The following is a 23,229-nucleotide window of genomic DNA, read 5'->3' on the forward strand; positions in this document are numbered from 1 at the left end:
TATCCAATGGATTCACTGTCCATTCGCAATGTGATGGCGCTGGCGCTCACCCAGGTACCGGACTGCATTTGATGTCCACGCACGTACGTGAAATGTGGATGTCTCGCGTGGGTATACGGCGTTGGTTTTCTCGTATGCGGAGGGGGATGTGTAACCCAATCTACAGAATCTCCCTTAAAAGGAATATTTGTGTGTCCGATATATACCATAAAAGGTATATTGGTCATCTGGCTCAGCACCCACGGTAGACCCGCATGCAGACCTTATACAAAGCCAAAGTCATCGAAACCTTTACTCGCACCATCGTGATTGAGGTACGTGCAAATAGTGAGGAAGAAGCGAACGCGTTAGCGATTCGTCAGGCTCGGGATACTCGGGAAGCAGACTGGAATCACACGTGGCAGCCCATCATTTCCACCAGTGTATTAGCACCCTCTAACTAAACCTGGACGTTCGGTAAACCGAGCTTCTCTGCACTAAGGATGTCTGAATGTCATTTACTTGGGATCTAGCATTTCACTCTGGCATGTCTGCCAAATCTGATCTTCGCGCTGCTGTAGATGAGCGCGTCCCGGTCGGGGTCGTTGCAACCCTGCTGGATCTCTCAAAGACTTTCTTGGTGCTCCCCCGCCACCTCGACAACGGCGGTACCGCTTTCGTGGATTCGGGCGCATTTGCGGCCTTTCAGAAAGGTGAAACTGTCGCTTGGGAGCGAGTGTTCAATGTATACGAAAGCATTCTGATGATGACCTCTCGCCCCGAGGGATTGAGTATCGTCGCCCCTGATGTCATTGGCGATCAGGCCGCAACACTCCTCCTGTGGACCGAGCATGCCGCCCGAGTTGCTACTTGGGTAGATGCAGGCGCTAGGGTGATAGTGCCTCTACAGTGTGGTGCATTGAATGCTGGCCAGCTGCTCGATGAAGCAAAGAAAATCTTCGGAACGTCACGCTTGTGCGCCGGTATCCCAGCCAATTTGGCAGCTATGGGCGTGGAAGATGCGGCATCCCTTAAGCACTCAGATTTTCACATTCTTGGCCGCGTGATTCTGACCGCTGAGCTGATGAAAAAGATCTCAGCACTTTTGGCAAACAATCCCGGCGCCACCTACACCGCCGACGCTAACTGGATGCGCTCGCGCATTCGTGACATCGCTCAAGCCCGAACAGTAGCGTCACCGGACCCGATGGGTAGACCTCAGGATTCCGCCCGTACCCGCGCCGTCAGAGCTGTTCTACGCCAAGACGCATATCAGTACAAAAACCGCGCATAGCAAGCACAGTTAGATTGCTCTTCAGGCCCCTTTTGGGGCCTTAGTCCGTAATGACGTCTGGCTAAGCTGGCGCATTAACATTTCTGCGATCCAGCCGGATGCCAGGCGGTTTCTCTGGTACGGGGTGTTCCGCCGTGTGCTCTGGGTTAACGATTCAATATCACCAACTTTTTAACTGAACAGTGCTGAGGTGTTCTTCATGAATTCACATCTATCGGGTGCAGCTGTCGAGGTCGATAGCTACGCATTGGCCATTGGGTTCGACGCTGATAAAAAGCCTGTATGTCTCATCCTCAGCCAAGACTCGCTTGCTGAAGGTGGAACGCTGGCCATGTCCGCCACTAAAGCCTCCTTGAGTGGGTACGACCTTCACCTAAGCAGTGCGCAAGGGTCACTGGTGCTGAAGAAATTGGCCATGTCGGCGCTTGAGGCAGTGCACAGCGGATTGCCATTTGTGGTGCTCAATCCGAGCACAGAGGCAGAGCATTTCATTCCAGCCATCGGCCAGTAGAAGAGGTTCCGCATGAGCGAATCTAATATATCTTCTGCATCAGTTCCATGGAAATCAAAGCTACTTGATAGCCTTGGTGTCACTTCGGCTGTCGTTGTAGAACAGGGGCCTGCAGGTAAACGCTGCGGTCTTGCTCTCACTGCTGCACTTGCGATGGCTGTCGGTGCTTTTGGCTCTGTAAATGCTGTAGCAGATTCTGATATGACCGCGTACCAGGATGCTTCAGCCGTGACTCAGACTGAGCAGAGTGAACCTGAAGGAAACTCCATTTTCTACGATGCTGCAAGGCTCTCAAGCACCCTGCTTGTCGGACGCTTACTGTACGCCGATGACGAACCGGAAACGGTAGTTCAACGCGCAGTTGGCATTACAGGTAGTGCTCTCCGCTTATCTTCAGCTGCACCGGTTGTTGGCGCATACATGGTTCTTGACGAGGCCTACGGAACATACCGTTTCGTTCAAGAGCGGGAGCAGCGATTGCTCGACGAGAAACTGGAGCAGGTTTCAGAGCGTGTTGCTCGTGTCCAGCGCGAAGAGGTTGTGCGTATTCGCATGGAGGAGCGCTCCACACGTGGAGCACTTCCTGAGTTGCTGCGGGATGCCGATGAGAAACGCATGATTGCGTTGGTGCTCGATGCTCAGGCCACTGGAGAGATCCTCCCTCAGCTGCAAGTACGCCTTGAGGTCGAAGAGGCTGTTGAGAAGGCGGGCAAACCCACTGAGGGCTGGTACGCGGTGTATAAAGCGCAGCAAACTCAAGACATGGTTGCTGCGAGCGAGCCCAGTTCTCGGGCTAAGTTTTTGGGTGGCATGAGTCGAATGAATACAGCTCTGGACAGCCAAAGTCTCGCATCACAATCAGCACCCGATGCGCGCGCCCCAGGATTACGCTAGCAAGTCACTTTGCGCAGACCCACCACTGATTTGGAGCGCCCCGCCAAACATCGCGGTGAACCAAATCAGTGGAAGGTCCCCCGCCTGCTCGTCCGCGCCACACACGGAGTTGGTATGAAACAGTTAAAAGCAGACATTACCGCATTACGCGTTGATTTTGATGTGGATGTTTTCAAGTCAGATACGGGCGTGTACGTATTGGCCCAGGATCGTCCTCACCAAGGCGAATTTCTAAATTTCGTAAGTCCCGCGCATTCGACAAAAGGGGCTTTGCTGGGCTACTGCCAAACCAATTTTGATGACGTTCTGCAATTTCTCTATCCAGATCGCCCGGTTGAATGGAGCGTGCAACAGCAGCGTCTATCAGGGGTTATGCCGAGATAAGGCAAAAATTAGGACATTCGTTCTGCAAGATATTGAACTAAAAGGAAATTTATTGAGTTCTTGATTGCTGGTCATCCCCCGCCTGACTAGCCGTCTATGCTGATGTTTTGCCTTACTTGGGGGATGAACTCAATGGCTTCGGTGGAAAGGACAGCCTACCCGCTCTTGCCCAGTCAGTTGCCAGCTAAGGAGCTGCATCGATGCTATTCCCTGTCTGATTCAGAGATCGAATGGGTCAATAACACCGCTAAGAGTCCAGCGCTATCGATTGGGCTGGCAATCCAACTAAAGGTGTTTCAGCAGCTACACTATTTTGTTCCGTTCGAGGAGCTTCCTCAGGAGCTCATCAGTCATGTCCGACAATGCCTTCGCTACGGCGCACGAATAGCTCCGCGCTACAGCAACCCCCGCACCCTTTACCGACACCAAGCGGCGGTTCGGCAGTACCTGCAGGTTACACCCTTCTATAGCAGCGACGGGCTAGCGATCACTGAGGAAATCGCACGTGACTGCGCTGTAGTGCTTGAGCAGCGAGTCGATCTCATTAATGCCATGCTTGATGAGCTGATTCAGCGTGGCTATGAGCTTCCGGCTTATTCGACGCTCAACAACATCGCAGAAACCGCTTTGGCGAGTGCTCAGGAAGTTACCTTCAACCTGATCGTGCTCCGAGCGCCAATCGAGGTGATCTACAAGCTAAAGGAGCTGCTCGACACGGATTTCGGGCGTCGGCAGAGTGACTTCAACGCACTCAAGCAGGCACCCAAGAAGCCTTCCCGCAAGCACCTGGAGGTGTTGATCGACCACCTGGCGTGGTTAGAGAGCTTCGGAGATCTGGATGCCATTCTTGAGGGGGTCGTCGATGCTAAGATCCGCCACTTCGCCACCCAAGCCGCCGCGTCGGACGTCGCCGAGCTGAAGGACTGCTCGCTGCCGAAACGCTACACACTGATGCTGGCCTTGATCTATCGGATGCGGGTGCGAACTCGGGATCACCTGGCCGAGATGTTCATCCGACGGATTTCGACGATCCACAAACGCGCCAAGGAGGAGTTGGAGCAAATCCAGGCGCGGCAACGCCAGAAGCTGGAGCAACTGGCGGCCACCCTGGATGGCGTGGTGCAGATTCTTGTTCAGGAACCGGATGACCAGGAGGCTGGCAGTCTGATCCGGGAATTCCTCTCTCCCGATGGCAACCTGGATCGGTTGCGCGAGACTTGCGCCGAAGTCCAGGCTACGGGCGGTAACAACTACCTGCCGCTGATCTGGAAGCACTTCAAGTCCCATCGCTCGCTGTTGTTCCGTCTGAGCCACCTTCTTCAACTGGAACCCACGACTCAGGATCGCTCACTTATCCAGGCGCTTCAGCTCATCCAGGACAGCGAAAATCTACACCGCGAGTGGATCGACGAGCATGTCGACTTGTCGTTTGCGTCGGAGCGCTGGGTTAAGGTCGTGCGTCGTCCTGCCAGTGAAGGGCCACCTACCAACCGGCGCTATCTGGAAGTCTGCGTGTTCTCTTACCTGGCCAGTGAGCTGCGCTCGGGTGATATGTGCGTGCTGGGGTCGGAATCTTTCGCCGACTACCGTAAGCAGTTGCTGCCCTGGGAAGAATGTTTCCATCGTCTACCGGCCTACTGCGAAAAGGTGGGGCTGCCTGGCACGGCGAAGGAGTTTGTCGCCTCCCTCAAGATTCAGCTGGAGGAAACCGCGCAGCATCTGGATGAAAAATTCCCTTCTTGCCGAGGTGACGTATCGATCAATGAAGCCGGCGAACCGGTGCTACGCCGAGTGATAGCGCGGGACATCCCGCCTTCGGCCATCTCGCTACAGACGGCGCTTATGCAGCGCATGCCGGCCAGGCACGTGCTCGACATCATGGCCAACATTGAGCATTGGATTCAGTTCACTCGGCATTTCGGGCCGATGTCCGGCAACGAGCCAAAGCTCAAAGAACCGGCCGAGCGCTACCTGATGACGATCTTCGCCATGGGCTGCAACCTTGGCCCCAACCAGGCCGCACGGCATCTGGCCGGTAATGTCACGCCGCACATGCTGTCCTATACGAATCGCCGCCATCTCTCGCTTGAGAAGTTAGACAAGGCTAACCGCGAGCTGGTGGAACTCTATCTGCAACTTGACCTGCCCAAGCTCTGGGGCGATGGCAAGGCGGTGGCCGCGGACGGTACGCAGTTCGACTTCTATGACGACAATCTGCTGGCCGGCTACCACTTCCGCTATCGCAAGATGGGGGCCGTGGCGTACCGACACGTGGCCAATAACTACATCGCGGTGTTCCAGCACTTCATCCCGCCTGGTATCTGGGAGGCAATCTATGTGATTGAGGGGTTGCTCAAGGTCGACCTCAGCGTCGAACCCGATACGGTGTACTCTGACACCCAGGGCCAGTCGGCCACGGTGTTCGCCTTCACTCATCTGCTGGGCATCAATCTGATGCCGCGTATCCGCAACTGGCGCGACCTGGTGATGTGCCGGCCAGATCGCGGCGTTTCGTATAAACACATCAACCGTCTGTTCACCGACACCGCCGACTGGCACCTGATCGAAACCCACTGGCAGGATCTGATGCAGGTCGCGTTGTCAATCCAGGCCGGCAAGATTTCCTCACCTATGCTGCTGCGCAAACTTGGCTCCTACAGTCGGCGCAACAAGCTCTATCATGCCGCGCAAGCGCTGGGCAGCGTGATCCGGACGATCTTCCTACTCAACTGGATCGGCAGCCGCGAGTTGCGCCAGGAAGTCACCGCCAACACCAATAAGATCGAGTCCTACAACGGCTTCTCTAAGTGGCTGTCCTTTGGCGGTGACGTGATCGCCGAAAACGATCCGGACGAGCAACAGAAACGCCTGCGCTACAACGACATGGTGGCCTCGTCGGTGATCCTGCAGAACACCGTGGACATGATGCGCATCCTGCAGAAGCTCGCCCGTGATGGCTGGCAGTTCACTGACGACGACGTATCGTTTCTCAGCCCCTACCTAACCAGCAATGTCAAACGTTTTGGGGAGTTCAACCTGAAACTCAAACGCCCACCGGAACCCTGGATCAAGGATTCCATTTTCCAGCAGGCTGCGGGATCAATGCGTGCGAAACAGATGTCTGACAGCAACGTTGAGGTGACGAACTGATGCATATCCCGCCAGCTTCGTTCCGCGTGACACCTTATGGGGACGTCGATACCAAGGTACTCGACTCTCTGCGTGCAAGCTACGACACCGCTCAGTTGCTCAACTTGGTCGACCGGCTGGATGCCTGCCTTGCTGAAATCGGAGGGGTCGGCAGCATTCGAGAAGACTTCCTACGCCTGCATGGCATGGCCATGACGGTACTGGAAGGTTTCCCCCTCACTGTGGCTACCAGTGATGTCGACAGTATTTGGGCGCAGGCGATGGCCCTTCAAGAGGATATTTCTGCTTTATGTTCATGCTTGCAGGCGGGTTCTAAACACGTTGCTCCTTTGGCAGCGCTTGCTCCTGACTATCAGGACTAGACTATTCGTGCAAATGGGCTGCCGGCAGACTGAATACAATGGAGGTGCAGAGTAAAACTGATGCTGCAGGACTGACGAGTAACTCTATAGCATCGCTGTACTGTGGGGTGAATTTGACTCTGGGTAGCCGGTTTTGACGCCCTGTAGGCACGCTGCCATCCTCCCGGGCATCGGCCTAGATAAAACTACTGACGAAGCCTTCGGGCTTACATTAGCCACGAGCGGACTTGCATTAAATCTCAATGGACTCACGCTTTCTAAAAAAAACCAGAGCCACTTTCCAGAGGCAAAGATTAGTCGTCGTGACGGGTACTGACCTCTGGTGTGCAGGGGTGATCAGGCTCGGATGCCGCTCTCTTATCCGCGCGCGATATGAAGCGCTGATAGCATTCAAGGCCACAGAAGTGCACGACGTACTCGGTACCTTCCGGCGTCAGTGCGGCGTCAAGGGAAATTTCCTTGCAACATTCGCAGCAACTGATAGTGGGGGTGTCGTTTGCGTTCATGATGGGGTTTCTCCATCGTCCAAGAAAACCTAGTAACTCTTCCACACCTGCGATCGAACCTGCGCGCAGATCGACCTGCGGCTGGCAGTGCAGCAACAATTCCCAACGCTCCCAAGCCTGCCGCAACTCGGCAGCGGAGACCGCGCCGTGCTCCGAGCGGGTCACGCCCGCTTCCGAAAGGCCCGTAGAGCCGCTCTCAGGAAGAGGACGAAGAGAACCGTCAGCACGAGCGTCGCGAGGCTCCAATGCTCGCTGACGAAGGCCCCGGCCGCAGTCCCCGAGAGCAGTAATGCCAGCACCGGCAGATGGCAGGGGCAAGTGAGCGCGGCGAGCACACCCCACGTGTAGGCGTGCCAGCGGGGCATCTTGATTGATTCGGATTGGTTGGTATTACGCATGGGTGTGACCTTCGATGGCACGATGAGTCAGCCCGGCCAACTCCGTTTTCACTGCGTCTAAAGCTGCCAGCCGGGTCGCGATTTGCCCAAGCAAGCGGTCGATACACCCGATCACATCGGTACTATCGTCTGCATCGAGCGCTCGACAGAGCCGCGCCAATTCGTCGAGCCCGATACCGGACTCAAAGGCGGCACGTACGAAGCACAGCCGCGCCAGGGACCGCTCATCGAAAATGCCGTAACCGCTTTCCGTGCGCCGCGCGGGGTGCAGCAAGCCGCGCAGCATATAATCTCGGACTATATGGACACTGACGCCCGCGTCCTCGGCCAATCTGGATATGGAGTAGGCATTCATCGCCGACACTCCCGACCTTCACCGCAAACTGGGGCGCTCAGATATTTCCTTCCGGCTAGGCGCTCAGGTAGCCAGATGAGCAACGGTGCAGCTCCCAGAGCCAGTAGCAGCCACAACCTGGAGAGATGCTCGCCGTTTTGGTCAAACACATAAGCCAATAGCGCACCAACTGCGAGCAACAGGAAGTGAGGCCCCGTTATGTAGCAGTGAAGGCGGCGACAACGCGTGGCGTTGACCAGGCAGGCGCCGCCCATCACGGCCAGCGCGGCGCCTGCTGCCAGGAACAACGCGGGGCGTCGATTAGACAGAACAATCGCTATCGTCGCCACGACGGCAGGCAGGCCCCAGAAGCTGACCAACTGCCATGTCTTGCGTAGGCTGTCGCACCTACCGAGATCGTCTGCCGTGTTGCTCATGTTTCAACCTCCCTCTCTCATTACCCTGCGCAGCAGGACAATTGTTTGACGTCTTTGTTAAAGGTCTGTGCGGCGAGTTTCAGTCCCTCGACCATCGTCAGGTAGGGGAACAACTGGTCAGCCAATTCCTGCACGGTCATACGGTTGCGGATGGCGAGTACCGCCGTCTGGATCAGTTCTCCTGCTTCCGGGGCCACAGCCTGCACTCCCAGCAGTCGGCCGGAGCCCGCTTCGGCAACCAACTTGATGAAACCCCGCGTGTCGAAGTTGGCCAACGCGCGCGGCACGTTGTCCAGGGTCAAGGTGCGGCTGTCGGTTTCGATCCCGGCGTGCTGCGCTTCGGCTTCGCTGTAGCCGACGGTGGCCACTTGCGGATCGGTGAACACCACGGCCGGCATGACGTCGAGATTGAGCTTGGCCTCGCCGCCGGTCATGTTGATTGCCGCGCGGGTGCCAGCCGCTGCCGCGACGTAGACGAACTGCGGTTGGTCGGTGCAGTCGCCGGCCGCATAGATATCCGCTGCGCTGGTGCGCATGCGCTCGTCGATCTGGATGCCGCCGCGCTCGTCCAGCTGCACGTCGGCCGCTTCCAGGTTCAGGCCCTGGGTATTGGGCGTGCGGCCGGTGGCGACGAGCAGTTGGTCGGCACGTAACTCACCATGGTTGGTGGCCAGTACGAACTCGCCGTTGGCGTGGGACACCTGGCTGGCTTGCGTTTGCTCCAGCACTTCGATGCCCTCCATACGGAAGGCCTCCGTCACCGCCGCGCCGATGGCCGGGTCTTCGTGGAAGAACATCGCACTGCGTGCCAGGATCGTGACCTCGCTACCCAGCCGGGCGAAGGCCTGCGCCAGTTCCACTGCCACTACGGAGGCGCCGATCACGGCGAGCCGCTTAGGGATTGTATCGCTCGCCAGTGCCTGGTCTGAGGTCCAGTACGGCGTGTCTTTCAGTCCTGGAATCGGTGGAACGGCCGCGCTTGCGCCGGTGGCGACCAGGCAGCGGTCGAAGGCTACGATGTGCTCGCCACCCTCGGCCAGTTTCACGCTGAGCGTGTGGCCGTCCTGGAAACGGGCGGTGCCGCGCAGCACGCTGATCGCCGGCGTGCTCTCCAGGATGCTTTCGTACTTGGCGTGGCGCAGTTCGGCGACACGGTCTTGTTGCTGCGCGAGCAGACGTTCGCGTAGGACGGTCGGCGTCATGGCGGAAAGCCCGGCGTCGAACGGGCTCTCGCGGCGCAGATGGGCCACATGCGCGGCACGAATCATGATCTTGGAGGGCACGCAGCCCACGTTGACGCAGGTGCCGCCGATGATGCCGCGCTCGATCAGGGTGACGCGGGCACCGCCTTCCACCGCCTTGAGCGCGGCCGCCATGGCGGCGCCACCACTGCCGATGACCGCGACGTGGAGCTTGTCGCCCTCTTTCCCGGCGTCAGTGCTGCTCAACCAACCCCGTGCCTTATCGAGCAGGCCAGGACGGGCTTGTACCATGGCGTCTTCGAACGCCGCTCGATACCCCAGGGCCTCGACAGCGGCCTGCATCTGCTCACGGCTTGCGCCCTCGTCGACCTTCAGTTCGGCCTTCCCGCTGGCGTAGGAAACATCCGCCCGATGCACGCCCGGAATCTTCTCCAAGGCCTCTTTCACATGCACGACACAGGAGGCGCAGGTCATACCAATGATTTTCAGTTCGGTCATTTCGTTACTCATTAGATCGTCTCTTGTCAGGTTCACTGGTTTGGCGGCGTCGGACAGGCATCCGGCCCACAACGGCGATGAGCGGGCGACACGAGATCCCATATCGACACCCCAAACATGAGGGCCAGGCCGATATAGAGCAGCCAACCGCTCCGCCAGCCATAAGCCCGCATAAAAAATACCGCTGCCAGTACCAGGGTAGGACCGATCAGGCCGAGCGCAGTCCGTCGCCACTGCCGATGATTGAGCCAGCCGAGGGCATTGACGAGCAGAGCCAGTCCAGCAAACAGAGGCAGCAGCGTGGTGATGAACAGGCCTTCCCACTGGCTCAAAAAGCCCAGACCGAACGCGGCCCCCAGACTAGCAAGGGCGGGAAAGCACATGGCGCAGCCTATGGCAGAAATCAGCACGCCGACGGAGCCGGCTTTGTCACCGATCCGCGTGAACAGATTGAGAGGATTTGCCATCGGAAGTCCCTCCTATTGCTTGACGCTGGACGGATAGCCAGCGTCCTCGGTCGCCTTAGTCAGCGCCAGGGCATTGGTCTTGGTATCGTCGAAGGTGACGATGGCCTCGCGGTTCTCGAAACTCACCTCAGCCTTGGTCACGCCATCGACCTTGGTCAACGCCGTCTTCACCGTAATCGGGCAGGCGGCGCAGGTCATGCCCGGCACCGCCAGGGTGACGGTCTGCGTGGCCGCCCAGACGGGTGTGGCGACCAGGCTGGCGAGGGCTAAGGATGCGAGCAGTTTTCTCATGGTGAACTCCTGATCAGTAGAACAAGGGAAGGATGTAGGGGAAGCCGAGCGCGACCAGCACCAAGGCCGCCACCAGCCAGTACAGCAGCTTGTAGGAGGTACGTACCTGAGGGATGGCGCAGACCTCGCCCGGTGCGCAGGCTTGAGCGGGGCGGAAAATGCGCCGGTAGGCGAAGAACAGCGCCACCAGTGCCGCGCCGATGAAGAGCGGGCGGTACGGTTCCAGCACGGTCAGGTTACCGATCCAGGCCCCGCTGAATCCCAGGGCGATCAGAACCAGCGGCCCCAGGCAGCAAGCCGAGGCGAGGATGGCGGCTAGCCCGCCAGTGAAGAGCGCCCCGCGCCCGTTTTGAGGTTCAGACATACGCTTGCCCTTTCAAATTTGGTTTGGATAGCTTAAGCTTACTTCCGTAGTTATGTACGGAGTCAAGCGATATGGAAAAAATTTGGAGAATCTGACCATTGGCGTTTTTGCCAAGGCGGCCGGGGTCAATGTGGAGACCATCCGGTTCTACCAGCGCAAGGGCCTGCTGCCGGAGCCAGACAAGCCCTATGGCAGCATTCGCCGCTATGGCGAGGCGGATGTAACACGAGTGCGGTTCGTGAAATCGACCCAGCGGCTGGGCTTTAGCCTGGACGAAATCGCCGAGCTACTGCGGCTGGAGGATGGCACCCATTGCGAGGAAGCCAGCGGCCTGGCCGAGCACAAGCTCAAGGATGTGCGCGAGAAGATGGCCGACTTGGCACGCATGGAGGCCGTGCTGTCTGAACTGGTGTGCGCCTGCCATGCGCGGAAAGGGAACGTTTCCTGCCCGCTGATTGCGTCACTGCAAGACGGAACGAAGCTCGCTGCATCGGCGCGGGGGAGTCACGGGGTGACTACGCCTTAGCGTGCTTTATTTTCCGAATTCTGAGACGACCCCAATACTGTGTCGCGGCTCAAGAAGCAGTGGGAGGCTGAGCACGCCGAGTGGCAGAAGCGGGGCTTATCAGAGCAGCGCTACGTCTACTGGTGGGCAGACGGCGTGTACAGCAACGTGCGCATGGATGACCGTCTGTGTCTGCTGGTGATCATCGGCGTCACTGAGCAGGGCCGCAAGGAGTTGGTCGTCGTCGAGGATGGGCAGCGTGAGTCAGAGGCCAGCTGGAAAGAGCTGCTCACGGGGCTACGCGAGCGCGGGCTGACGACGGCCCCCAAGCTAGCGGTTGGCGACGGCGCCATGGGCTTCTGGGCGGCGTTGAGCAAGGTCTATCCAGAGACCGAGCACCAGCGCTGCTGGGTCCATAAGACTGCCAACGTATTGAATAAACTGCCGAAATCCGTGCAGCCCAAGGTCAAGGCCGACCTCCATGAGATCTGGATGGCCGAGACCCGCGATGAGGCGCACAAGGCTTTCGATCGCACGGTGAAACGCTTCGAGGCCAAGTACCCCAGAGCCATGGAGTGCCTGGCCAAGGATCGGGAGGAGCTGCTGGCGTTCTATGACTACCCGGCAGAACACTGGGTGCATATCCGCACCACCAACCCGATCGAGTCGACCTTCGCCACGGTCCGCCTGCGGAGCAAGCGCAGCCGGAACTGCGGCTCCAGAGCGACGACCCTGGCGATGGTCTTCAAGCTGCTTCAGAGCGCCCAGAAGCGCTGGAAGCGGATCAAGGGGTTCAACAAGCTGGAGCTGGTCGTGAACAACGTCCAGTTCAAGGACGGCGAACCCTTGACCGATCAGTCAGACAGGACTGCCGCCTGACCGGCCATACACAGAATTTGACAATAACTCGCGTTACTTAGCGGAAAGCGCTCGCCATGCCAAGCTAGATACCACCAGCCGTTATTTGCACACCGAAGCCGATGAGTGGCATCAAGAGCAGCAGCGCCACCGCTTGAAAACGCCCCCAAAAGCAGGGGCTGAAACGTTATAATAGCCGCGACTGTGATTCATCAACGCAAAGGATACGCCATGGCAACTTCAGGCGCAGAGCTAGCCCAACAGGAGCTGGTCGAAGAGTTTGAGATGTTTGATAACTGGATGGACCGTTATCAGTACATTATTGATATGGGAAAGCAGCTGCCTGACTTTCCGGAGGAGCGTCGTACGGAAGAATATAAAATCCAAGGCTGCCAATCCAACGTGTGGACGTGCCATGAACAGGCAGGCGACAAACTGGTGTTCAAGGCTACATCGGATGCTGCCATCGTATCAGGGTTAATTGCCGTATTGCTGCGTATCTATAGTGAGCGCACAGCCGAAGAGATCAATCAGACCGAGCCGCATTTCTTGAAAGATCTCGGGCTTGATAAGCACCTTTCACCCACGCGCAGTAACGGCCTGCACGCCATGTTAGAGCGTATCTATCAGGTGGCTAAGCAAGGATAAACGTTAGTGGCGGCAGAAGGTTGAGCGGCAACGCTCAGTAGGGCGGTCGTCATTTTCACGGCAGAGCGCTTCGCTGCGCCCACCGGGCACCGGATCCATGCCGCCTGGGCTGCCTGGGTGGCATTTCACGATGCGTTTGACAGCCATCCAGCCGCCTTTGAAAGGGCCGTGCACCTGGATGGCCTCGATGGTATAGGAAGAGCAGCTTGGCCAGAAGCGGCAGCGAGGGCCAAGCAGTGGGCTGATGGTGTATTGGTAAACGCGAATACAGCCCACCATCACTGCTGTTAGCAGCTTAAGAAAAACCTGTTTAATGGCGAACAGCCAATTTTTCACGGCGCTTTTTTACCGTATAGCGTGGCCGGATCAATCAGCGGCTCGCTGGTAATCTTGGCGCTGTCTGCACCGAGCGACACATAAAAGCAGCTGCGACGGCCGGAATGGCACGCGGGACCAGTTTGCTCCACCTGAACCAGCAGCGTATCACCATCGCAATCTAGCGCTGCGCTTTTAAGGCGCTGTTGCTGTCCTGATGTCTCACCTTTGCGCCATAGCTTTTGGCGCGAGCGTGAGAAGTAGCAAACTCGCTGCGTTGTTAACGTCTCTTCCAGGGCTTCTCGGTTCATCCACGCCATCATCAGTACTTCGCCCGTATCATGTTGCTGGGCAATGGCGGGAATCAGGCCGTCTTCATTAAAGCGAATGGCATCTAGTAGCGTTGCAAGCTTGGGCAGGGAAGCTGTTGTGGTCGCTGACTCTAACGCCTTAAAAAGCTGTTGAGGGGCGAGTTCATCAAATTGGGACATTAGGCATTACTCACGGATCGGCATGCTTGACATAAGCCCTGAAGCTCAATCGTTTGGCGCTCAACGTTGAAGCCTTGGCGCTGGGCCAGGGCGGCAAGCTGATCGCTAATTTCATCAAGGTGCAGCTCTTCGACGTAGCCGCACTGGCGACAGATAGTGAGGTTATGCACTGGACGCCAACTCGCCTAAAGAGGTCTCGATCACCATCAGCTCTTTTCGGCGCACATCGATCTTCCGACGCAGTTGCTCGACACATCCGTGTACGCACTTGCTATCGCCTGCATCCAACGCCCTGCAAAGTCGCGTTAACTCGTCGAGCCTGGGTCCCGACTCGAAGGCCACGCGCAGGAAACGCAACCGTTCCAGTGTTTTGGCATCGAAAACGTTGTAGCCACCTTCGGTTCGCCAGGCGGGATGCAACAACCCGCGCATCAAGTAGTCGCGCACAACATGCACGCTTACGCCTGCATCTTCAGCAAGCTTCGAAATCGAGTAGGCATTCATGCCGTGTTTCGCTCGCTGTCTTCTAACAGCTTATGCGCGATCAGATGTCCGAGACCGAATGCATTCTCGACAGGCACGAGCTCTATCCCCGGGTGCGTCGAAGCCCATGCATTTGCAACAGAAGGCGATGCAAAAAAATGCACATGACAGCAAAAGGAACAGCGAATGTCGGGTGAAGCATCCGGCGTTAGCAGAGACACCATTGTTTCCGCCGGTTCAACCTGAAGCACTGCTTCTGGCGCAACTGTGAGCGTAATCGGCCTGCCGGTGGCAGCACAGCGCGACGTGACACGGGCTGTTTTGCCAATCAAAGCGGGAAACATCAAGGTGTCGAGCGCACACCAGGTGTATAAACGGCGGCCATCCACTTCAAAAACGTGAGGGGTTTCGCGTAGCGTCAGGCCCAGTCCAATGATATTGCCCTGCTCGTCATATTCGGTACCGGGCGCCGGCTCAAGTACAGTTGCAACCCTCTGCCCAGACCATCCGAGTGCGGTGCCGAGCGCTTCGCGTGACACAGGCCTTCCCATCACAAGCTGACGAAGCAGGGTGACGAAGAGGGTTGCGAACTCTTCTGGATGATTGCCAGATGAGAGGCTCTCGGCAATCTTTTTGGAATATATAGTCTTGTCCAATTTCCACCTCCAACATCCAAGCAGCGGTTACGCGGCATAAACCCACCCTTGGCGATTACATGCCGCGCTTTTCAAAGATCACGTCAGCGTGCGCTTTGCCGGCGTTTCCATTCCTGGACCAGCAATTGCGCTTGCTGCACCTGTTCGGGCTTCATTTGAGCCGCATAGTCGGCAATGACTTTTGCTGCCGTTGGTTCTCCTGACGCTGCTGCCAGACTCATCCACTTGTAGGCCTGAACCTGGTCGCGCGCGACCTCACCGAGCCCCTTCGCAAACAGTTGAGCCAGCCTGACTTGAGCCTGCGTGTGTCCCTGCTCGGCAGAGAGGCGGTACCACTTGAACGCCTGTGCATCGTCGGCAGGAGCCGCACGCCCTTTCTTATACATACCGTCGACTTCGCTTGCGTAGAGGCGCCCCAGGTTGAACTGCGCATCAGCTTCACCCTGCTCGGCCGCCCTGCGAAACCACTGGATCGATGCAGCATGGTCTTGTTTTACGCCCATACCGCATTTGTAGGCAAGACCCATGATGTTCTGCGCCATGGCATCGCCCGCCCTCGCTTTCTTTTCCCAGCCGTCGACGGTCTCCGGCGCCAATGTTTCGATCGCTGCTCCCAGCTTAGAAAAGTCGTAGGCCGCCAGCGCATTGTTTGACAAGCCAAACGCTGCAGTACCCGCCAACAGAATGGTTAAGCATGCACGGGTGCAACGTGCTGTTAGTCTAGGCTCTGTACGTAAACCCAAGAAATACGATTTTCTGTAAAATACACCGCCATTAAAAGCCAGGAGGCCAAGATGGCAAAGCGGTATGAACTCCCCGACGCAGCCTGGGATCTGGTTGCAGATATCTTCACCAAAAATCAGCGCACCGGGCGCCCTCGGGCCGATGATCGCCTGATGCTAAACGGTATTCTCTGGGTGCTTTGCTCTGGCGCAGCCTGGCGAGACATGCCCGAACGATTCGGCCCTTGGTCAACGATCTATCAACGGTTCCGGGGATGGCGTGATTGCGGAGCTTTTGATCAGATGCTCAAGCGTCTTCATATCCGATTGAATGAGCAGGGTTTGATTGACTTGGAAACATGGATGATCGACTCCACTGCCGTACGAGCAACCCGGGCCTCATCAGGTGCCGGGAAAAAAGGGGATTTGAAGAACCGCAAGACCACGCGCTCGGGCGCAGCCGGGGTGGCCTGACGACCAAGATTCACATGCTGTGCGACGCCAATGGTGTGCCTCTGCGTTTCCTGTTGTCAGGCGGACAAGCCAGCGATATAGCCTATGCCCAACCGCTACTCGATCAGGCTTGCATACCCAGCCTGCGCGGTCGCCCACGCAAGCGTTGCCGCTGGTTGCTGGCTGACAAGGGTTACGACGCTGAAGCGCTGCGCCAGTATTGTGATCGTTATCGCATGCAGCCAGTCATTCCGTTGCGAAGCATGAAGCGCAAAACCAAGCCAGGATTGCCTCGACTTTTTGATCGCCCCAAATATCGGCAGCGCAACATCATCGAACGCATGTTTGGCTGGCTGAAGGAGAACCGTCGCATCGTGACGCGCTTCGACAAGCTCGCAACAAGTTTTGCGGCGATGGTCTCATTGGCCTGCGCTATGCGGTGCTTGCGACAATACTTTACGTACAGAGCCTAGTGGGAATTTCCAGCCCGCACCAACGTCGTCCAACTATCTTGATGATAGCCCTCGGATCATTTCGTCCGGTTGTCTAGCTTACTCACTTTCACGTGCCTACCACCTATGGCTCCTGTCTATCGGAATCCAAGCACTGATGACAAGCGTCATTAGTGTAAGCTACGTTAAACATCCGGACTGTCTAAAGATATGCAATCTACGCTTGTTTGAAATAGAAGATATTAGTGTTGCCTAGGATCACAAAGAAACGACTTGAAAGCTGATTTGAATTCGCTGACGAATTCATTTGTGATAGTGGATGCCTTAATGTGCGTAGGCAGAATTATGCTCCAGTTGATTGCTATGGGTGGTTCCAACGGACGTATTACCAGTGATGACGAATATCTTTCAGCAGTAAATGGATCTACGATAGATACACCGAAGCCGGCTGATACCATGCCGCAAGCTATCATCGACAGTGGTGTTTCTGCCTTAATACGACGGATGATTCCCCGATCCCTCATAATGCTGTCAACCATAACATGCATTACCGAGGGTTTTATGAGCGATATAAAGTCTTCAGACTCAAAGTCTTGAGGGGTTAAATAATCGCGTTCGGAAAGAGGATGGTTGAAAGGTACGACAGCGACCATTTCACATGGTTGGAGGTCTTCAGTTTTGACCCCAGCCATCTGAGTATTTTCTACAATGCCCACGTCACATTGACCACTCGTGACCCACTCAAGAACAAAATGGGAGTTCATGCCATGCAACGACATATTTAAGTTAGGTCTTACGCTGAGGAATCTAGCGGCAAATGAAGGTAGAAAGCCATTGGCTAGCCCTGGCAGTGCAGCGACCCGTAACGAACCACCTCGTCTTTCCCGCAGATCTCGTGCCACATCGCGTATACGTTCTAAGCCTTGGAATGATCTGTCCACCTCGCGATACAGTGCCATCGCATCACCGGTAGCGATAAGCCGCCCGCCCATGCGCTCGAACAGATTCAACTTCGTTTCATGCTCAAGATCCCTGATAAGCCGGCTGATCGCAGGCTGGGTGATGCCCATTATTCCCGCCGCAGTGGACATGGATCCACCGATGATGATTGCGCGAAAAGCCTCAATTTGACGATGTTTGAGCATCTGTTCTCTCCTAAGGCCATAACATTACGTTATAGAGCAGGCATTATAATGCATTTGACGGGCATCATCATACCGCATTTATTATAGGTCAACGATGACGGAGTGATGTCACGGAAGCGGCTGGTAGCAGTCCAGGCGGAATGCAGATTTAAAGCAGGAATGTCGTAAATACAAAAAATACAATTTATTCCACAATCGGAATGTTGAGGACTCCTATAATGTTAAAGAAAGCGGTCAACCTCGCCTTGCTTATCGCAGTTACCTCTACAGCAGTATCTGCTGAAGAACTTAGCGGTACTCTCAAGAAAATCAAAGACAGCGGAATCGTTACGATTGGATTTCGCGACTCATCGTTGCCTTTTTCGTATTTGGATGAAAACCAAAAACCTGTTGGTTACGCAGTCGACATTTGCGTTAAGGTCGTCGACGAACTGAAAGAAAAGTTGCAGACTCCGCAGCTTCAAATAAAATTTAATCCTGTTACCTCAGCGTCTCGAATCCCGCTTATTGCAAACGGCACCGTCGATATGGAATGCGGTTCTACTTTCAATACGCTGGAGCGCCAGAATCAGGTTGCCTTTGCGAATACCTATTTCTTGACTGCAAACAGGTTTGTGTCCAAAAAATCTAGCAATCTGAATACCATCGCGGATCTGGCTGGTCAAACAGTGGTCTCTACATCTGGTACTGCGAATATTCAGGAGCTGAGTAGGACGAATGTTTCACGCAACCTTGGTATAAAAATCGTTGCAGCGAATGATCATGCAGAAGCTTTTTTGATGCTTGACACAGGTCGTGCTTCAGCCTTCGTTATGGATGATATTTTGCTGGCATCGCTGGTAGCCGGATCAAGAAAACCTTCTGAATATTCAATATCCTCCGAAGCATTTTCAGCACCTCAACCTTATGCGATCATGATTCGCCGAGGGGATCAGCAGTTCAAAAACTTTGTGAATGAAGCTACAGCAAAGCTTTTCCAAAGCGCCCAGATGCAACAAATTTATAATAAATGGTTCAACGAACCGATTCCCCCACGTGGATTGAATTTGAGTGTTCCGCTTAGCCCGGCACTCGCTAAAGCCTTCAAGACCCCGTCCGATTCTGCCGATTCGGCAACCTACCTGCCATAACACTGTTTGGTCATGACCAAGTTTTAGAAAACTTTTCCTTAAGGAGGATTGGTTTATGAACTATATGTGGAATTGGTCTGTATTTGCTCAAGAGTCGCTTGATGGATCAGGGACTTATCTGAACTTACTCTTGATGGGACTGCGGGTTACGATCACTACGGCTCTCTGCGCCTGGTTCCTTGCGCTCGTGTTAGGGTTGGTCGTAGGTGTCTTGCGAACGCTGCCATCGAAAGCTGGCCAAACTTTTGCCAGTGGCTATGTGGAGTTGTTCCGTAACATCCCCTTTTTGGTGCAAATATTCCTTTGGTACTTTGTCCTGCCCGAGCTCTTACCTCAAGAAATCGGCCGATGGCTAAAGAACCTACCTGACGCTCCATTCTGGACGACTGTATTTGCACTCGGGTTCTATATGTCAGTACGGGTAGCAGAGCAATTGCGGGCTGGCTTGGGCTCTCTGCCGAGAGGTCAGCGATTCGCAGGTACAGCGATAGGGCTGACGACTGCTCAGGTCTATAGGTATGTATTGCTACCGATGGCTTTTCGAATCATCTTGCCGCCGCTGACCTCAGAGTTCCTCAATACCGTCAAAAATACCTCTGTAGCTCTAACTATCGGTCTATTGGAGCTCACTGCTAGAACACGTGCGATGCAGGAATTCACTTTTCAAGTATTCGAAGCGTTCACGCTTGCGACTATCTTGTATTTGATCACCAACGTCTTGGTGGCTCTGGGTATGCGCGCAATTGAAAGAAAACTCGCGATACCAGGTTTTAGTGGGGGAAGATGATAATGTTTCAGAATTTTGATTTTGAAGTCATCACTCGCTCTCTGCCGTACTTGTTCTTAGAGGGCATGCAATTTACATTAATACTCACCATCCTGGCAACGATAGGTGGCTTGGCCTTAGGTACAGTTCTTGCTTTGATGCGCTTAAGCTCTCATCGCTCGCTGTCAACGTTCGCTGGGACTTACGTTAACTTGATGCGCTCGCTTCCGCTCATCCTTGTAATTTTTTGGTTCTATTTTTTAGTGCCATATCTGGGTGCGTGGTTGATCGGTTCGGAGCAGCCAATCGCGGTCGGTGCATTTACTTCCGCTTTAATTACATTCACACTTTTTGAAGCTGCATACTTCTCGGAAATTATGAGGGCGGGTATCCAGTCCGTATCGCGAGGGCAGACAGCTGCTGGGTATGCGGTTGGCTTGAGCTACACACAGGTGATGACCAATGTCGTGTTGCCGCAAGCCTTGAGAAACATGGTGCCGCTGATTCTCACTCAAACGATTGTGCTATTCCAAGATACGTCGCTTGTATATGTTATTTCATTGACTGACTTTCTTGGTGCGGCATCGAAAGTTGCGCAGCGCGATGTTCGTTTGGTAGAAATGTATATCTTCGCTGCCTTGGTCTATTTCTTCATTTCGTATGTGGCCTCACGCTTGGTAAAGCGTCTGGAAGCTCGTACTGCGATTATACGGTGATAAAAATGTCAGTTAACACTAAATTCCAGGTTGTAACCGATATGTCGCAGCAGCAGCCAGTAGGGCCGGCTATGATTGAGATAAATGGCATCAGTAAATGGTATGGCCCAAATTTCAAGGTTTTGTCTGACTGTACAACGAATGTTCGTAAAGGTGAGGTTGTAGTTGTTTGTGGGCCCTCCGGTTCGGGTAAGTCTACCCTTATCAAATGCGTTAACGCGTTAGAGCCAGTTCAGGCTGGAACTATCACCCTTGATGGAATACAAGTTACTGACAGTAAAACAAACCTCACCAAACTCCGCTCGCGTGTGGGAATGGTTTTTCAGCACTTTGAACTCTTTCCTCATCTGCGGATTTCTGAGAACTTGTGTTTGGGGCAAGTTAAGGTGTTGGGACGATCTCGTGACGAGGCGATGGCCAAGGCTCTGAAACTGCTTGAGCGAGTTGGCTTGAAGGATCATGCCAATAAATTCCCTGGTCAGCTCTCCGGTGGTCAGCAGCAGCGAGTGGCGATTGCACGCGCATTAGTGATGGATCCCATCTGCATGCTCTTTGACGAGCCTACCTCAGCACTCGATCCAGAGATGATCAATGAAGTATTGGATGTAATGGTCGAGCTTGCCCAGGAAGGGATGACCATGATGGTCGTAACTCATGAGATGGGATTTGCTAGAAAGGTCGCAGACCGGATCATTTTTATGGACAAGGGACAAATTGTGGAAGATGCTAAAAAAGATGACTTCTTTGGTACCCCTCGAAGCGAGCGGGCCCAGGCATTCCTTTCAAAAATTCTGTCACACTAACCCGGCCCCTGGCTGCGGTAACCTCGACCGCCTTCTTTGAAAGGCGGTCGTTATAACTACTTAACCTATGTTCACCACTCCTAGCTAGTGTGTGAGTCTAGGGCCCTATATGGGCAATAAAATAATTTGCATATTTCAGTCATAACATTTAGTCATCGAGCTGGCTTGAATTGGCATTTGACTACTCCAGCTACATGTCCAAATATTATGACAGGTGGCGCTCGCATCACCACAAGCTTCGATTTTCCCGCATGTGTTCGTTCCACATGCGCGGGAAGGTGCTTAACTACTACTTGGAATAACGATTATGATTACGCGTCGCGAAAAAACACCAATCATGCACCGTTCCGTCGCATTTAACGGCGTGGTTTACTTGGGTGGCGTAATTGCAGATGCCGCAAAAGATCTGGGCATGCGTGAGCAAATGCTTCAGGTGTGCAGCAAGCTGGATAAGATCTTGGCTGCCTCGGGAAGCGATAAAAGCCGTTTGCTCTCTGCCAGTCTATTCATTACAGACATGAATAATAAAGCCGAAATGAACGAGGTTTGGACGTCTTGGCTCAATGCGGAAACCCTACCGGCTCGAGCTACCATCGGCGTGTCTGATTTGGGTGACAATATTCTCGTTGAAGTCGTTGTAACTGCAGCTAAGTGCCAATAATGAATTCCACCCCATTCTAACTGCAGCGCTTCGCACTGCCGTTGAGAGAGCAATCATGAGTTCGACCGATAAGCATGTTGGAGTCATCGGAGCGGGAGTCGTCGGTGTTTGCACTGCGTTGATGCTTCAGCGTCGTGGTTTCAAAGTCACGATAATTGATCCAGATCCGCCAGGTGAAGGCGCGTCGTTCGGTAACGCTGGCTGCTTCAATGGATCATCTGTTGTTCCCATGTCTATGCCCGGGATGATTAAAAATGTCCCAAGCTGGCTCCTAGATCCGATGGGCCCACTTGCCGTTCGTTTCAACTACTTGCCAAATATAACACCTTGGCTTGTCAGATTTCTGCTCGCGGGTAAGCGCGCTAAAGTTTGGGAACAGTCCCAGGCGCTTAGAAGCCTCATCGGTTCTACCGTTCCTTTGATTAAGTCGTTGGCGAAAGAGGCGGGTGCTGAGCATCTTCTGCGACACGAAGGGCACCTCTATGTGTATCGATCCGAATCGGCCTTTGTCAAAGATCGCGGTGGTTGGGAGCTCAGGAACGCCAACGGAATATCAACTCAGACTTTGAGTGCCGAAGAGCTACGTGAGTTTGATCCAAGCATTTCCAGCGCTTATACCAAAGGCGTCCTTATTGCGGAAAACTCGCACACGACAAATCCACATGAGCTAGTAACTTCAATTTTTCGAAAAGTTCTAGAAAATGGCGGTCAATTTCTGTCCGCTCGTGCGACTGGCTTTGCTCTAAACGGGGAACAGTTAATAGGAATTGAAACCACCTCTGGCGTGGTGTCAGTTGACGCTGCGGTAGTCGCAGCCGGTGCACACTCCAAACCGCTCACTGAAATCCTGGGGGATAACATTCCGCTTGATACTGAGCGCGGTTACCATCTTCTCATTCGTGATCCTCTTGTGGTGCCCAAAATACCTACCACGGACGCCGAGGGAAAATTCATTGCTACACCAATGGATACCGGTTTGCGGATCGGGGGAACTGTGGAGTTTGCAGGGCTGCAGGCCCCACCCAATTGGAAGCGTGCGGACGTGCTGTATATGCATGCGCGAAATCTTTTTCCAGGGCTTTCTTCGACTAGACCGGAAAAAAATATTACCAAGTGGATGGGGTTCCGTCCGAGCATCCCCGATTCATTACCGGTAATCGGTCATTCCCGACGTTGCCAAAATGTCATCTATGCGTTTGGCCATGGGCACTTAGGAATGACGGGAGCGCCGATGACAGCGATGTTGGTTTCTGACCTTGTGGCAGGCGAAAAGACAACAATTGATATCTCACCTTTCTCACCTGCTCGCTTCAATCTGTTTGGAAGGATTCAGTCCCACCAAATGTATTGAGTT

30 protein-coding genes and 1 pseudogene are annotated in these 23,229 nt (G+C 54.7%); 16 read left to right on the plus strand and 15 right to left on the minus strand.

Going from position 1 to position 23,229, the window contains the following annotated elements; genetic code table 11:
• Positions 1-490: 490 nt before the first annotated feature.
• The 6 genes from VSQ83_RS25795 to tnpC all read left to right on the plus strand — a co-directional run bounded on the left by VSQ83_RS25795 (position 491) and on the right by tnpC (position 6,574).
• Entirely contained in the window at positions 491-1,273 is a 783-nt protein-coding gene (locus tag VSQ83_RS25795) for a hypothetical protein (protein ID WP_262384473.1), read from the plus strand.
• A 199-nt stretch (positions 1,274-1,472) separates the two neighbouring features.
• A complete protein-coding gene (locus VSQ83_RS25800; protein WP_169872921.1) occupies positions 1,473-1,784 on the plus strand; it encodes a hypothetical protein in 312 nt (103 codons plus the stop codon).
• 12 nt (positions 1,785-1,796) lie between these two features.
• A complete protein-coding gene (locus VSQ83_RS25805) occupies positions 1,797-2,678 on the plus strand; it encodes a hypothetical protein (protein WP_169872922.1) in 882 nt (293 codons plus the stop codon).
• A gap of 114 nt (positions 2,679-2,792) precedes the next feature.
• The gene (locus tag VSQ83_RS25810; RefSeq protein ID WP_326427895.1) at positions 2,793-3,062 is read left to right on the plus strand and encodes a hypothetical protein; all 270 of its coding nucleotides are present in this window, start codon (positions 2,793-2,795) and stop codon (positions 3,060-3,062) included.
• 132 nt (positions 3,063-3,194) lie between these two features.
• Positions 3,195-6,212, plus strand: a complete 3,018-nt coding sequence (locus tag VSQ83_RS25815) for a Tn3 family transposase (RefSeq protein ID WP_026140367.1) — start codon at positions 3,195-3,197, stop codon at positions 6,210-6,212.
• Positions 6,212-6,574 carry a Tn3 family transposase post-transcriptional regulator TnpC gene (gene tnpC, locus VSQ83_RS25820; protein WP_017849612.1) on the plus strand — a complete coding sequence of 121 codons (363 nt, stop codon included), beginning with the start codon at positions 6,212-6,214 and terminating at the stop codon, positions 6,572-6,574. Before VSQ83_RS25815 ends, tnpC begins: the two co-directional genes overlap by 1 nt.
• 293 nt (positions 6,575-6,867) lie before the next feature.
• Here the strand turns inward: tnpC and VSQ83_RS26870 are convergent, their stop codons facing one another.
• From VSQ83_RS26870 to merT, 8 genes are read right to left on the minus strand one after another with little or no spacing between them, the layout of a single operon-like run.
• Entirely contained in the window at positions 6,868-7,245 is a 378-nt protein-coding gene (locus VSQ83_RS26870; RefSeq protein ID WP_425274543.1) for a DUF3330 domain-containing protein, read from the minus strand.
• Positions 7,242-7,478 (minus strand): broad-spectrum mercury transporter MerE, encoded by a 237-nt coding sequence (gene merE, locus VSQ83_RS25830; RefSeq protein ID WP_017849613.1) that lies wholly within the window; start codon positions 7,476-7,478, stop codon positions 7,242-7,244. The genes VSQ83_RS26870 and merE overlap by 4 nt, the downstream gene beginning before the upstream one ends.
• The gene (gene merD, locus VSQ83_RS25835) at positions 7,471-7,833 is read right to left on the minus strand and encodes a mercuric resistance transcriptional repressor MerD (protein WP_017849614.1); all 363 of its coding nucleotides are present in this window, start codon (positions 7,831-7,833) and stop codon (positions 7,471-7,473) included. The genes merE and merD (VSQ83_RS25835) overlap by 8 nt, the downstream gene beginning before the upstream one ends.
• The gene (locus tag VSQ83_RS25840; RefSeq protein WP_017849615.1) at positions 7,830-8,249 is read right to left on the minus strand and encodes a hypothetical protein; all 420 of its coding nucleotides are present in this window, start codon (positions 8,247-8,249) and stop codon (positions 7,830-7,832) included. The genes merD (VSQ83_RS25835) and VSQ83_RS25840 overlap by 4 nt, the downstream gene beginning before the upstream one ends.
• Positions 8,250-8,269: 20 nt before the next feature.
• Positions 8,270-9,949: a mercury(II) reductase gene (merA, locus tag VSQ83_RS25845; protein WP_031633059.1), complete on the minus strand. Its 1,680-nt coding sequence runs from the start codon at positions 9,947-9,949 to the stop codon at positions 8,270-8,272.
• 32 nt (positions 9,950-9,981) lie between these two features.
• Entirely contained in the window at positions 9,982-10,416 is a 435-nt protein-coding gene (gene merC / locus VSQ83_RS25850; protein WP_003131881.1) for an organomercurial transporter MerC, read from the minus strand.
• Positions 10,417-10,428: 12 nt separating this feature from the next.
• Positions 10,429-10,707 carry a mercury resistance system periplasmic binding protein MerP gene (gene merP, locus VSQ83_RS25855; protein ID WP_003131880.1) on the minus strand — a complete coding sequence of 93 codons (279 nt, stop codon included), beginning with the start codon at positions 10,705-10,707 and terminating at the stop codon, positions 10,429-10,431.
• Between the two features lie 13 nt (positions 10,708-10,720).
• Positions 10,721-11,071 (minus strand): mercuric ion transporter MerT, encoded by a 351-nt coding sequence (gene merT, locus VSQ83_RS25860; RefSeq protein WP_023102385.1) that lies wholly within the window; start codon positions 11,069-11,071, stop codon positions 10,721-10,723.
• A 52-nt stretch (positions 11,072-11,123) separates the two neighbouring features.
• On the opposite strand from merT, the gene merR reads away from it, so the two are divergent.
• The 3 genes and pseudogenes from merR to VSQ83_RS25875 all read left to right on the plus strand — a co-directional run bounded on the left by merR (position 11,124) and on the right by VSQ83_RS25875 (position 13,082).
• Positions 11,124-11,597, plus strand: coding sequence for an Hg(II)-responsive transcriptional regulator (merR, locus tag VSQ83_RS25865; RefSeq protein ID WP_023102386.1), 474 nt, complete (start codon positions 11,124-11,126; stop codon positions 11,595-11,597).
• A gap of 33 nt (positions 11,598-11,630) precedes the next feature.
• Positions 11,631-12,455 (plus strand): annotated as a pseudogene (locus tag VSQ83_RS25870) (IS256 family transposase); the annotation flags it as partial.
• A gap of 210 nt (positions 12,456-12,665) precedes the next feature.
• A complete protein-coding gene (locus tag VSQ83_RS25875) occupies positions 12,666-13,082 on the plus strand; it encodes a SufE family protein (protein WP_033869425.1) in 417 nt (138 codons plus the stop codon).
• 3 nt (positions 13,083-13,085) lie between these two features.
• Here the strand turns inward: VSQ83_RS25875 and yidD are convergent, their stop codons facing one another.
• The 6 genes from yidD to merG all read right to left on the minus strand — a co-directional run bounded on the left by yidD (position 13,086) and on the right by merG (position 15,770).
• Entirely contained in the window at positions 13,086-13,418 is a 333-nt protein-coding gene (gene yidD / locus VSQ83_RS25880) for a membrane protein insertion efficiency factor YidD (RefSeq protein ID WP_034389870.1), read from the minus strand.
• Positions 13,415-13,888 (minus strand): phosphoribosyl-AMP cyclohydrolase, encoded by a 474-nt coding sequence (hisI, locus tag VSQ83_RS25885; protein WP_034389874.1) that lies wholly within the window; start codon positions 13,886-13,888, stop codon positions 13,415-13,417. Before hisI ends, yidD begins: the two co-directional genes overlap by 4 nt.
• On the minus strand, positions 13,888-14,058 hold the full coding sequence (locus VSQ83_RS26875) for a transcriptional repressor (protein ID WP_196484667.1): 171 nt from the start codon (positions 14,056-14,058) through the stop codon (positions 13,888-13,890). The genes hisI and VSQ83_RS26875 overlap by 1 nt, the downstream gene beginning before the upstream one ends.
• Entirely contained in the window at positions 14,051-14,392 is a 342-nt protein-coding gene (gene merD / locus VSQ83_RS25890) for a mercuric resistance transcriptional repressor MerD (RefSeq protein ID WP_033869424.1), read from the minus strand. Before merD (VSQ83_RS25890) ends, VSQ83_RS26875 begins: the two co-directional genes overlap by 8 nt.
• Complete coding sequence (merB, locus tag VSQ83_RS25895) at positions 14,389-15,027, minus strand: organomercurial lyase MerB (RefSeq protein WP_033917449.1); 639 nt, start codon at positions 15,025-15,027, stop codon at positions 14,389-14,391. The genes merD (VSQ83_RS25890) and merB overlap by 4 nt, the downstream gene beginning before the upstream one ends.
• An 83-nt stretch (positions 15,028-15,110) precedes the next feature.
• Positions 15,111-15,770 (minus strand): phenylmercury resistance protein MerG, encoded by a 660-nt coding sequence (merG, locus tag VSQ83_RS25900; protein WP_326427896.1) that lies wholly within the window; start codon positions 15,768-15,770, stop codon positions 15,111-15,113.
• A 51-nt stretch (positions 15,771-15,821) separates the two neighbouring features.
• On the opposite strand from merG, the gene VSQ83_RS25905 reads away from it, so the two are divergent.
• Positions 15,822-16,675, plus strand: a protein-coding gene (locus tag VSQ83_RS25905; protein ID WP_086005488.1) for an IS5 family transposase whose coding sequence is annotated in 2 segments (ribosomal slippage) — positions 15,822-16,163 and positions 16,166-16,675 — 852 coding nt in all. Because the reading frame shifts where the segments join, the coding sequence is not laid out codon by codon here.
• A 221-nt stretch (positions 16,676-16,896) separates the two neighbouring features.
• Here the strand turns inward: VSQ83_RS25905 and VSQ83_RS25910 are convergent.
• A complete protein-coding gene (locus VSQ83_RS25910) occupies positions 16,897-17,799 on the minus strand; it encodes a LysR substrate-binding domain-containing protein (protein ID WP_326427897.1) in 903 nt (300 codons plus the stop codon).
• Between the two features lie 218 nt (positions 17,800-18,017).
• Between VSQ83_RS25910 and VSQ83_RS25915 the strand changes: the two genes are divergently transcribed.
• The 6 genes from VSQ83_RS25915 (at position 18,018) to VSQ83_RS25940 (ending at position 23,226) form a co-directional block, all read left to right on the plus strand.
• A complete protein-coding gene (locus tag VSQ83_RS25915) occupies positions 18,018-18,929 on the plus strand; it encodes an amino acid ABC transporter substrate-binding protein (protein ID WP_279158017.1) in 912 nt (303 codons plus the stop codon).
• 55 nt (positions 18,930-18,984) lie between these two features.
• The gene (locus tag VSQ83_RS25920) at positions 18,985-19,716 is read left to right on the plus strand and encodes an amino acid ABC transporter permease (RefSeq protein ID WP_279158016.1); all 732 of its coding nucleotides are present in this window, start codon (positions 18,985-18,987) and stop codon (positions 19,714-19,716) included.
• Between the two features lie 2 nt (positions 19,717-19,718).
• Entirely contained in the window at positions 19,719-20,411 is a 693-nt protein-coding gene (locus VSQ83_RS25925; RefSeq protein WP_326427898.1) for an amino acid ABC transporter permease, read from the plus strand.
• A 71-nt stretch (positions 20,412-20,482) separates the two neighbouring features.
• Positions 20,483-21,214: an amino acid ABC transporter ATP-binding protein gene (locus VSQ83_RS25930; protein ID WP_279158040.1), complete on the plus strand. Its 732-nt coding sequence runs from the start codon at positions 20,483-20,485 to the stop codon at positions 21,212-21,214.
• A 307-nt stretch (positions 21,215-21,521) separates the two neighbouring features.
• Positions 21,522-21,875 carry a RidA family protein gene (locus VSQ83_RS25935; protein ID WP_279158014.1) on the plus strand — a complete coding sequence of 118 codons (354 nt, stop codon included), beginning with the start codon at positions 21,522-21,524 and terminating at the stop codon, positions 21,873-21,875.
• A 55-nt stretch (positions 21,876-21,930) separates the two neighbouring features.
• Positions 21,931-23,226: an NAD(P)/FAD-dependent oxidoreductase gene (locus VSQ83_RS25940; protein ID WP_104882138.1), complete on the plus strand. Its 1,296-nt coding sequence runs from the start codon at positions 21,931-21,933 to the stop codon at positions 23,224-23,226.
• Positions 23,227-23,229: the final 3 nt, after the last annotated feature.

Source organism: Pseudomonas sp. DSV-1, assembly GCF_035830915.1.
Classification (GTDB): Bacteria; Pseudomonadota; Gammaproteobacteria; order Pseudomonadales; family Pseudomonadaceae; genus Aquipseudomonas.

What these genes read in the sequence shown, in the direction of transcription:
- merR (WP_023102386.1), top strand. Translation starts at nt 11,124, where the DNA reads ATGTACGGAGTCAAGCGATATGGAAAAAATTTGGAGAATCTGACCATT.
- VSQ83_RS25795 (WP_262384473.1), top strand. Translation starts at nt 491, where the DNA reads ATGTCATTTACTTGGGATCTAGCATTTCACTCTGGCATGTCTGCCAAA.
- tnpC (WP_017849612.1), top strand. Translation starts at nt 6,212, where the DNA reads ATGCATATCCCGCCAGCTTCGTTCCGCGTGACACCTTATGGGGACGTC.
- VSQ83_RS25875 (WP_033869425.1), top strand. Translation starts at nt 12,666, where the DNA reads ATGGCAACTTCAGGCGCAGAGCTAGCCCAACAGGAGCTGGTCGAAGAG.
- VSQ83_RS25840 (WP_017849615.1), bottom strand. Translation starts at nt 8,249, where the DNA reads ATGAGCAACACGGCAGACGATCTCGGTAGGTGCGACAGCCTACGCAAG.
- merE (WP_017849613.1), bottom strand. Translation starts at nt 7,478, where the DNA reads ATGCGTAATACCAACCAATCCGAATCAATCAAGATGCCCCGCTGGCAC.
- VSQ83_RS25930 (WP_279158040.1), top strand. Translation starts at nt 20,483, where the DNA reads ATGATTGAGATAAATGGCATCAGTAAATGGTATGGCCCAAATTTCAAG.
- VSQ83_RS25940 (WP_104882138.1), top strand. Translation starts at nt 21,931, where the DNA reads ATGAGTTCGACCGATAAGCATGTTGGAGTCATCGGAGCGGGAGTCGTC.
- merD (WP_017849614.1), bottom strand. Translation starts at nt 7,833, where the DNA reads ATGAATGCCTACTCCATATCCAGATTGGCCGAGGACGCGGGCGTCAGT.
- merC (WP_003131881.1), bottom strand. Translation starts at nt 10,416, where the DNA reads ATGGCAAATCCTCTCAATCTGTTCACGCGGATCGGTGACAAAGCCGGC.
- VSQ83_RS25805 (WP_169872922.1), top strand. Translation starts at nt 1,797, where the DNA reads ATGAGCGAATCTAATATATCTTCTGCATCAGTTCCATGGAAATCAAAG.
- VSQ83_RS25800 (WP_169872921.1), top strand. Translation starts at nt 1,473, where the DNA reads ATGAATTCACATCTATCGGGTGCAGCTGTCGAGGTCGATAGCTACGCA.
- VSQ83_RS25910 (WP_326427897.1), bottom strand. Translation starts at nt 17,799, where the DNA reads ATGCTCAAACATCGTCAAATTGAGGCTTTTCGCGCAATCATCATCGGT.
- VSQ83_RS25815 (WP_026140367.1), top strand. Translation starts at nt 3,195, where the DNA reads ATGGCTTCGGTGGAAAGGACAGCCTACCCGCTCTTGCCCAGTCAGTTG.
- VSQ83_RS25810 (WP_326427895.1), top strand. Translation starts at nt 2,793, where the DNA reads ATGAAACAGTTAAAAGCAGACATTACCGCATTACGCGTTGATTTTGAT.
- merA (WP_031633059.1), bottom strand. Translation starts at nt 9,949, where the DNA reads ATGACCGAACTGAAAATCATTGGTATGACCTGCGCCTCCTGTGTCGTG.
- VSQ83_RS25915 (WP_279158017.1), top strand. Translation starts at nt 18,018, where the DNA reads ATGTTAAAGAAAGCGGTCAACCTCGCCTTGCTTATCGCAGTTACCTCT.
- merP (WP_003131880.1), bottom strand. Translation starts at nt 10,707, where the DNA reads ATGAGAAAACTGCTCGCATCCTTAGCCCTCGCCAGCCTGGTCGCCACA.
- merT (WP_023102385.1), bottom strand. Translation starts at nt 11,071, where the DNA reads ATGTCTGAACCTCAAAACGGGCGCGGGGCGCTCTTCACTGGCGGGCTA.
- hisI (WP_034389874.1), bottom strand. Translation starts at nt 13,888, where the DNA reads ATGTCCCAATTTGATGAACTCGCCCCTCAACAGCTTTTTAAGGCGTTA.
- VSQ83_RS25925 (WP_326427898.1), top strand. Translation starts at nt 19,719, where the DNA reads ATGTTTCAGAATTTTGATTTTGAAGTCATCACTCGCTCTCTGCCGTAC.
- merD (WP_033869424.1), bottom strand. Translation starts at nt 14,392, where the DNA reads ATGAATGCCTACTCGATTTCGAAGCTTGCTGAAGATGCAGGCGTAAGC.
- VSQ83_RS25920 (WP_279158016.1), top strand. Translation starts at nt 18,985, where the DNA reads ATGAACTATATGTGGAATTGGTCTGTATTTGCTCAAGAGTCGCTTGAT.
- VSQ83_RS25935 (WP_279158014.1), top strand. Translation starts at nt 21,522, where the DNA reads ATGATTACGCGTCGCGAAAAAACACCAATCATGCACCGTTCCGTCGCA.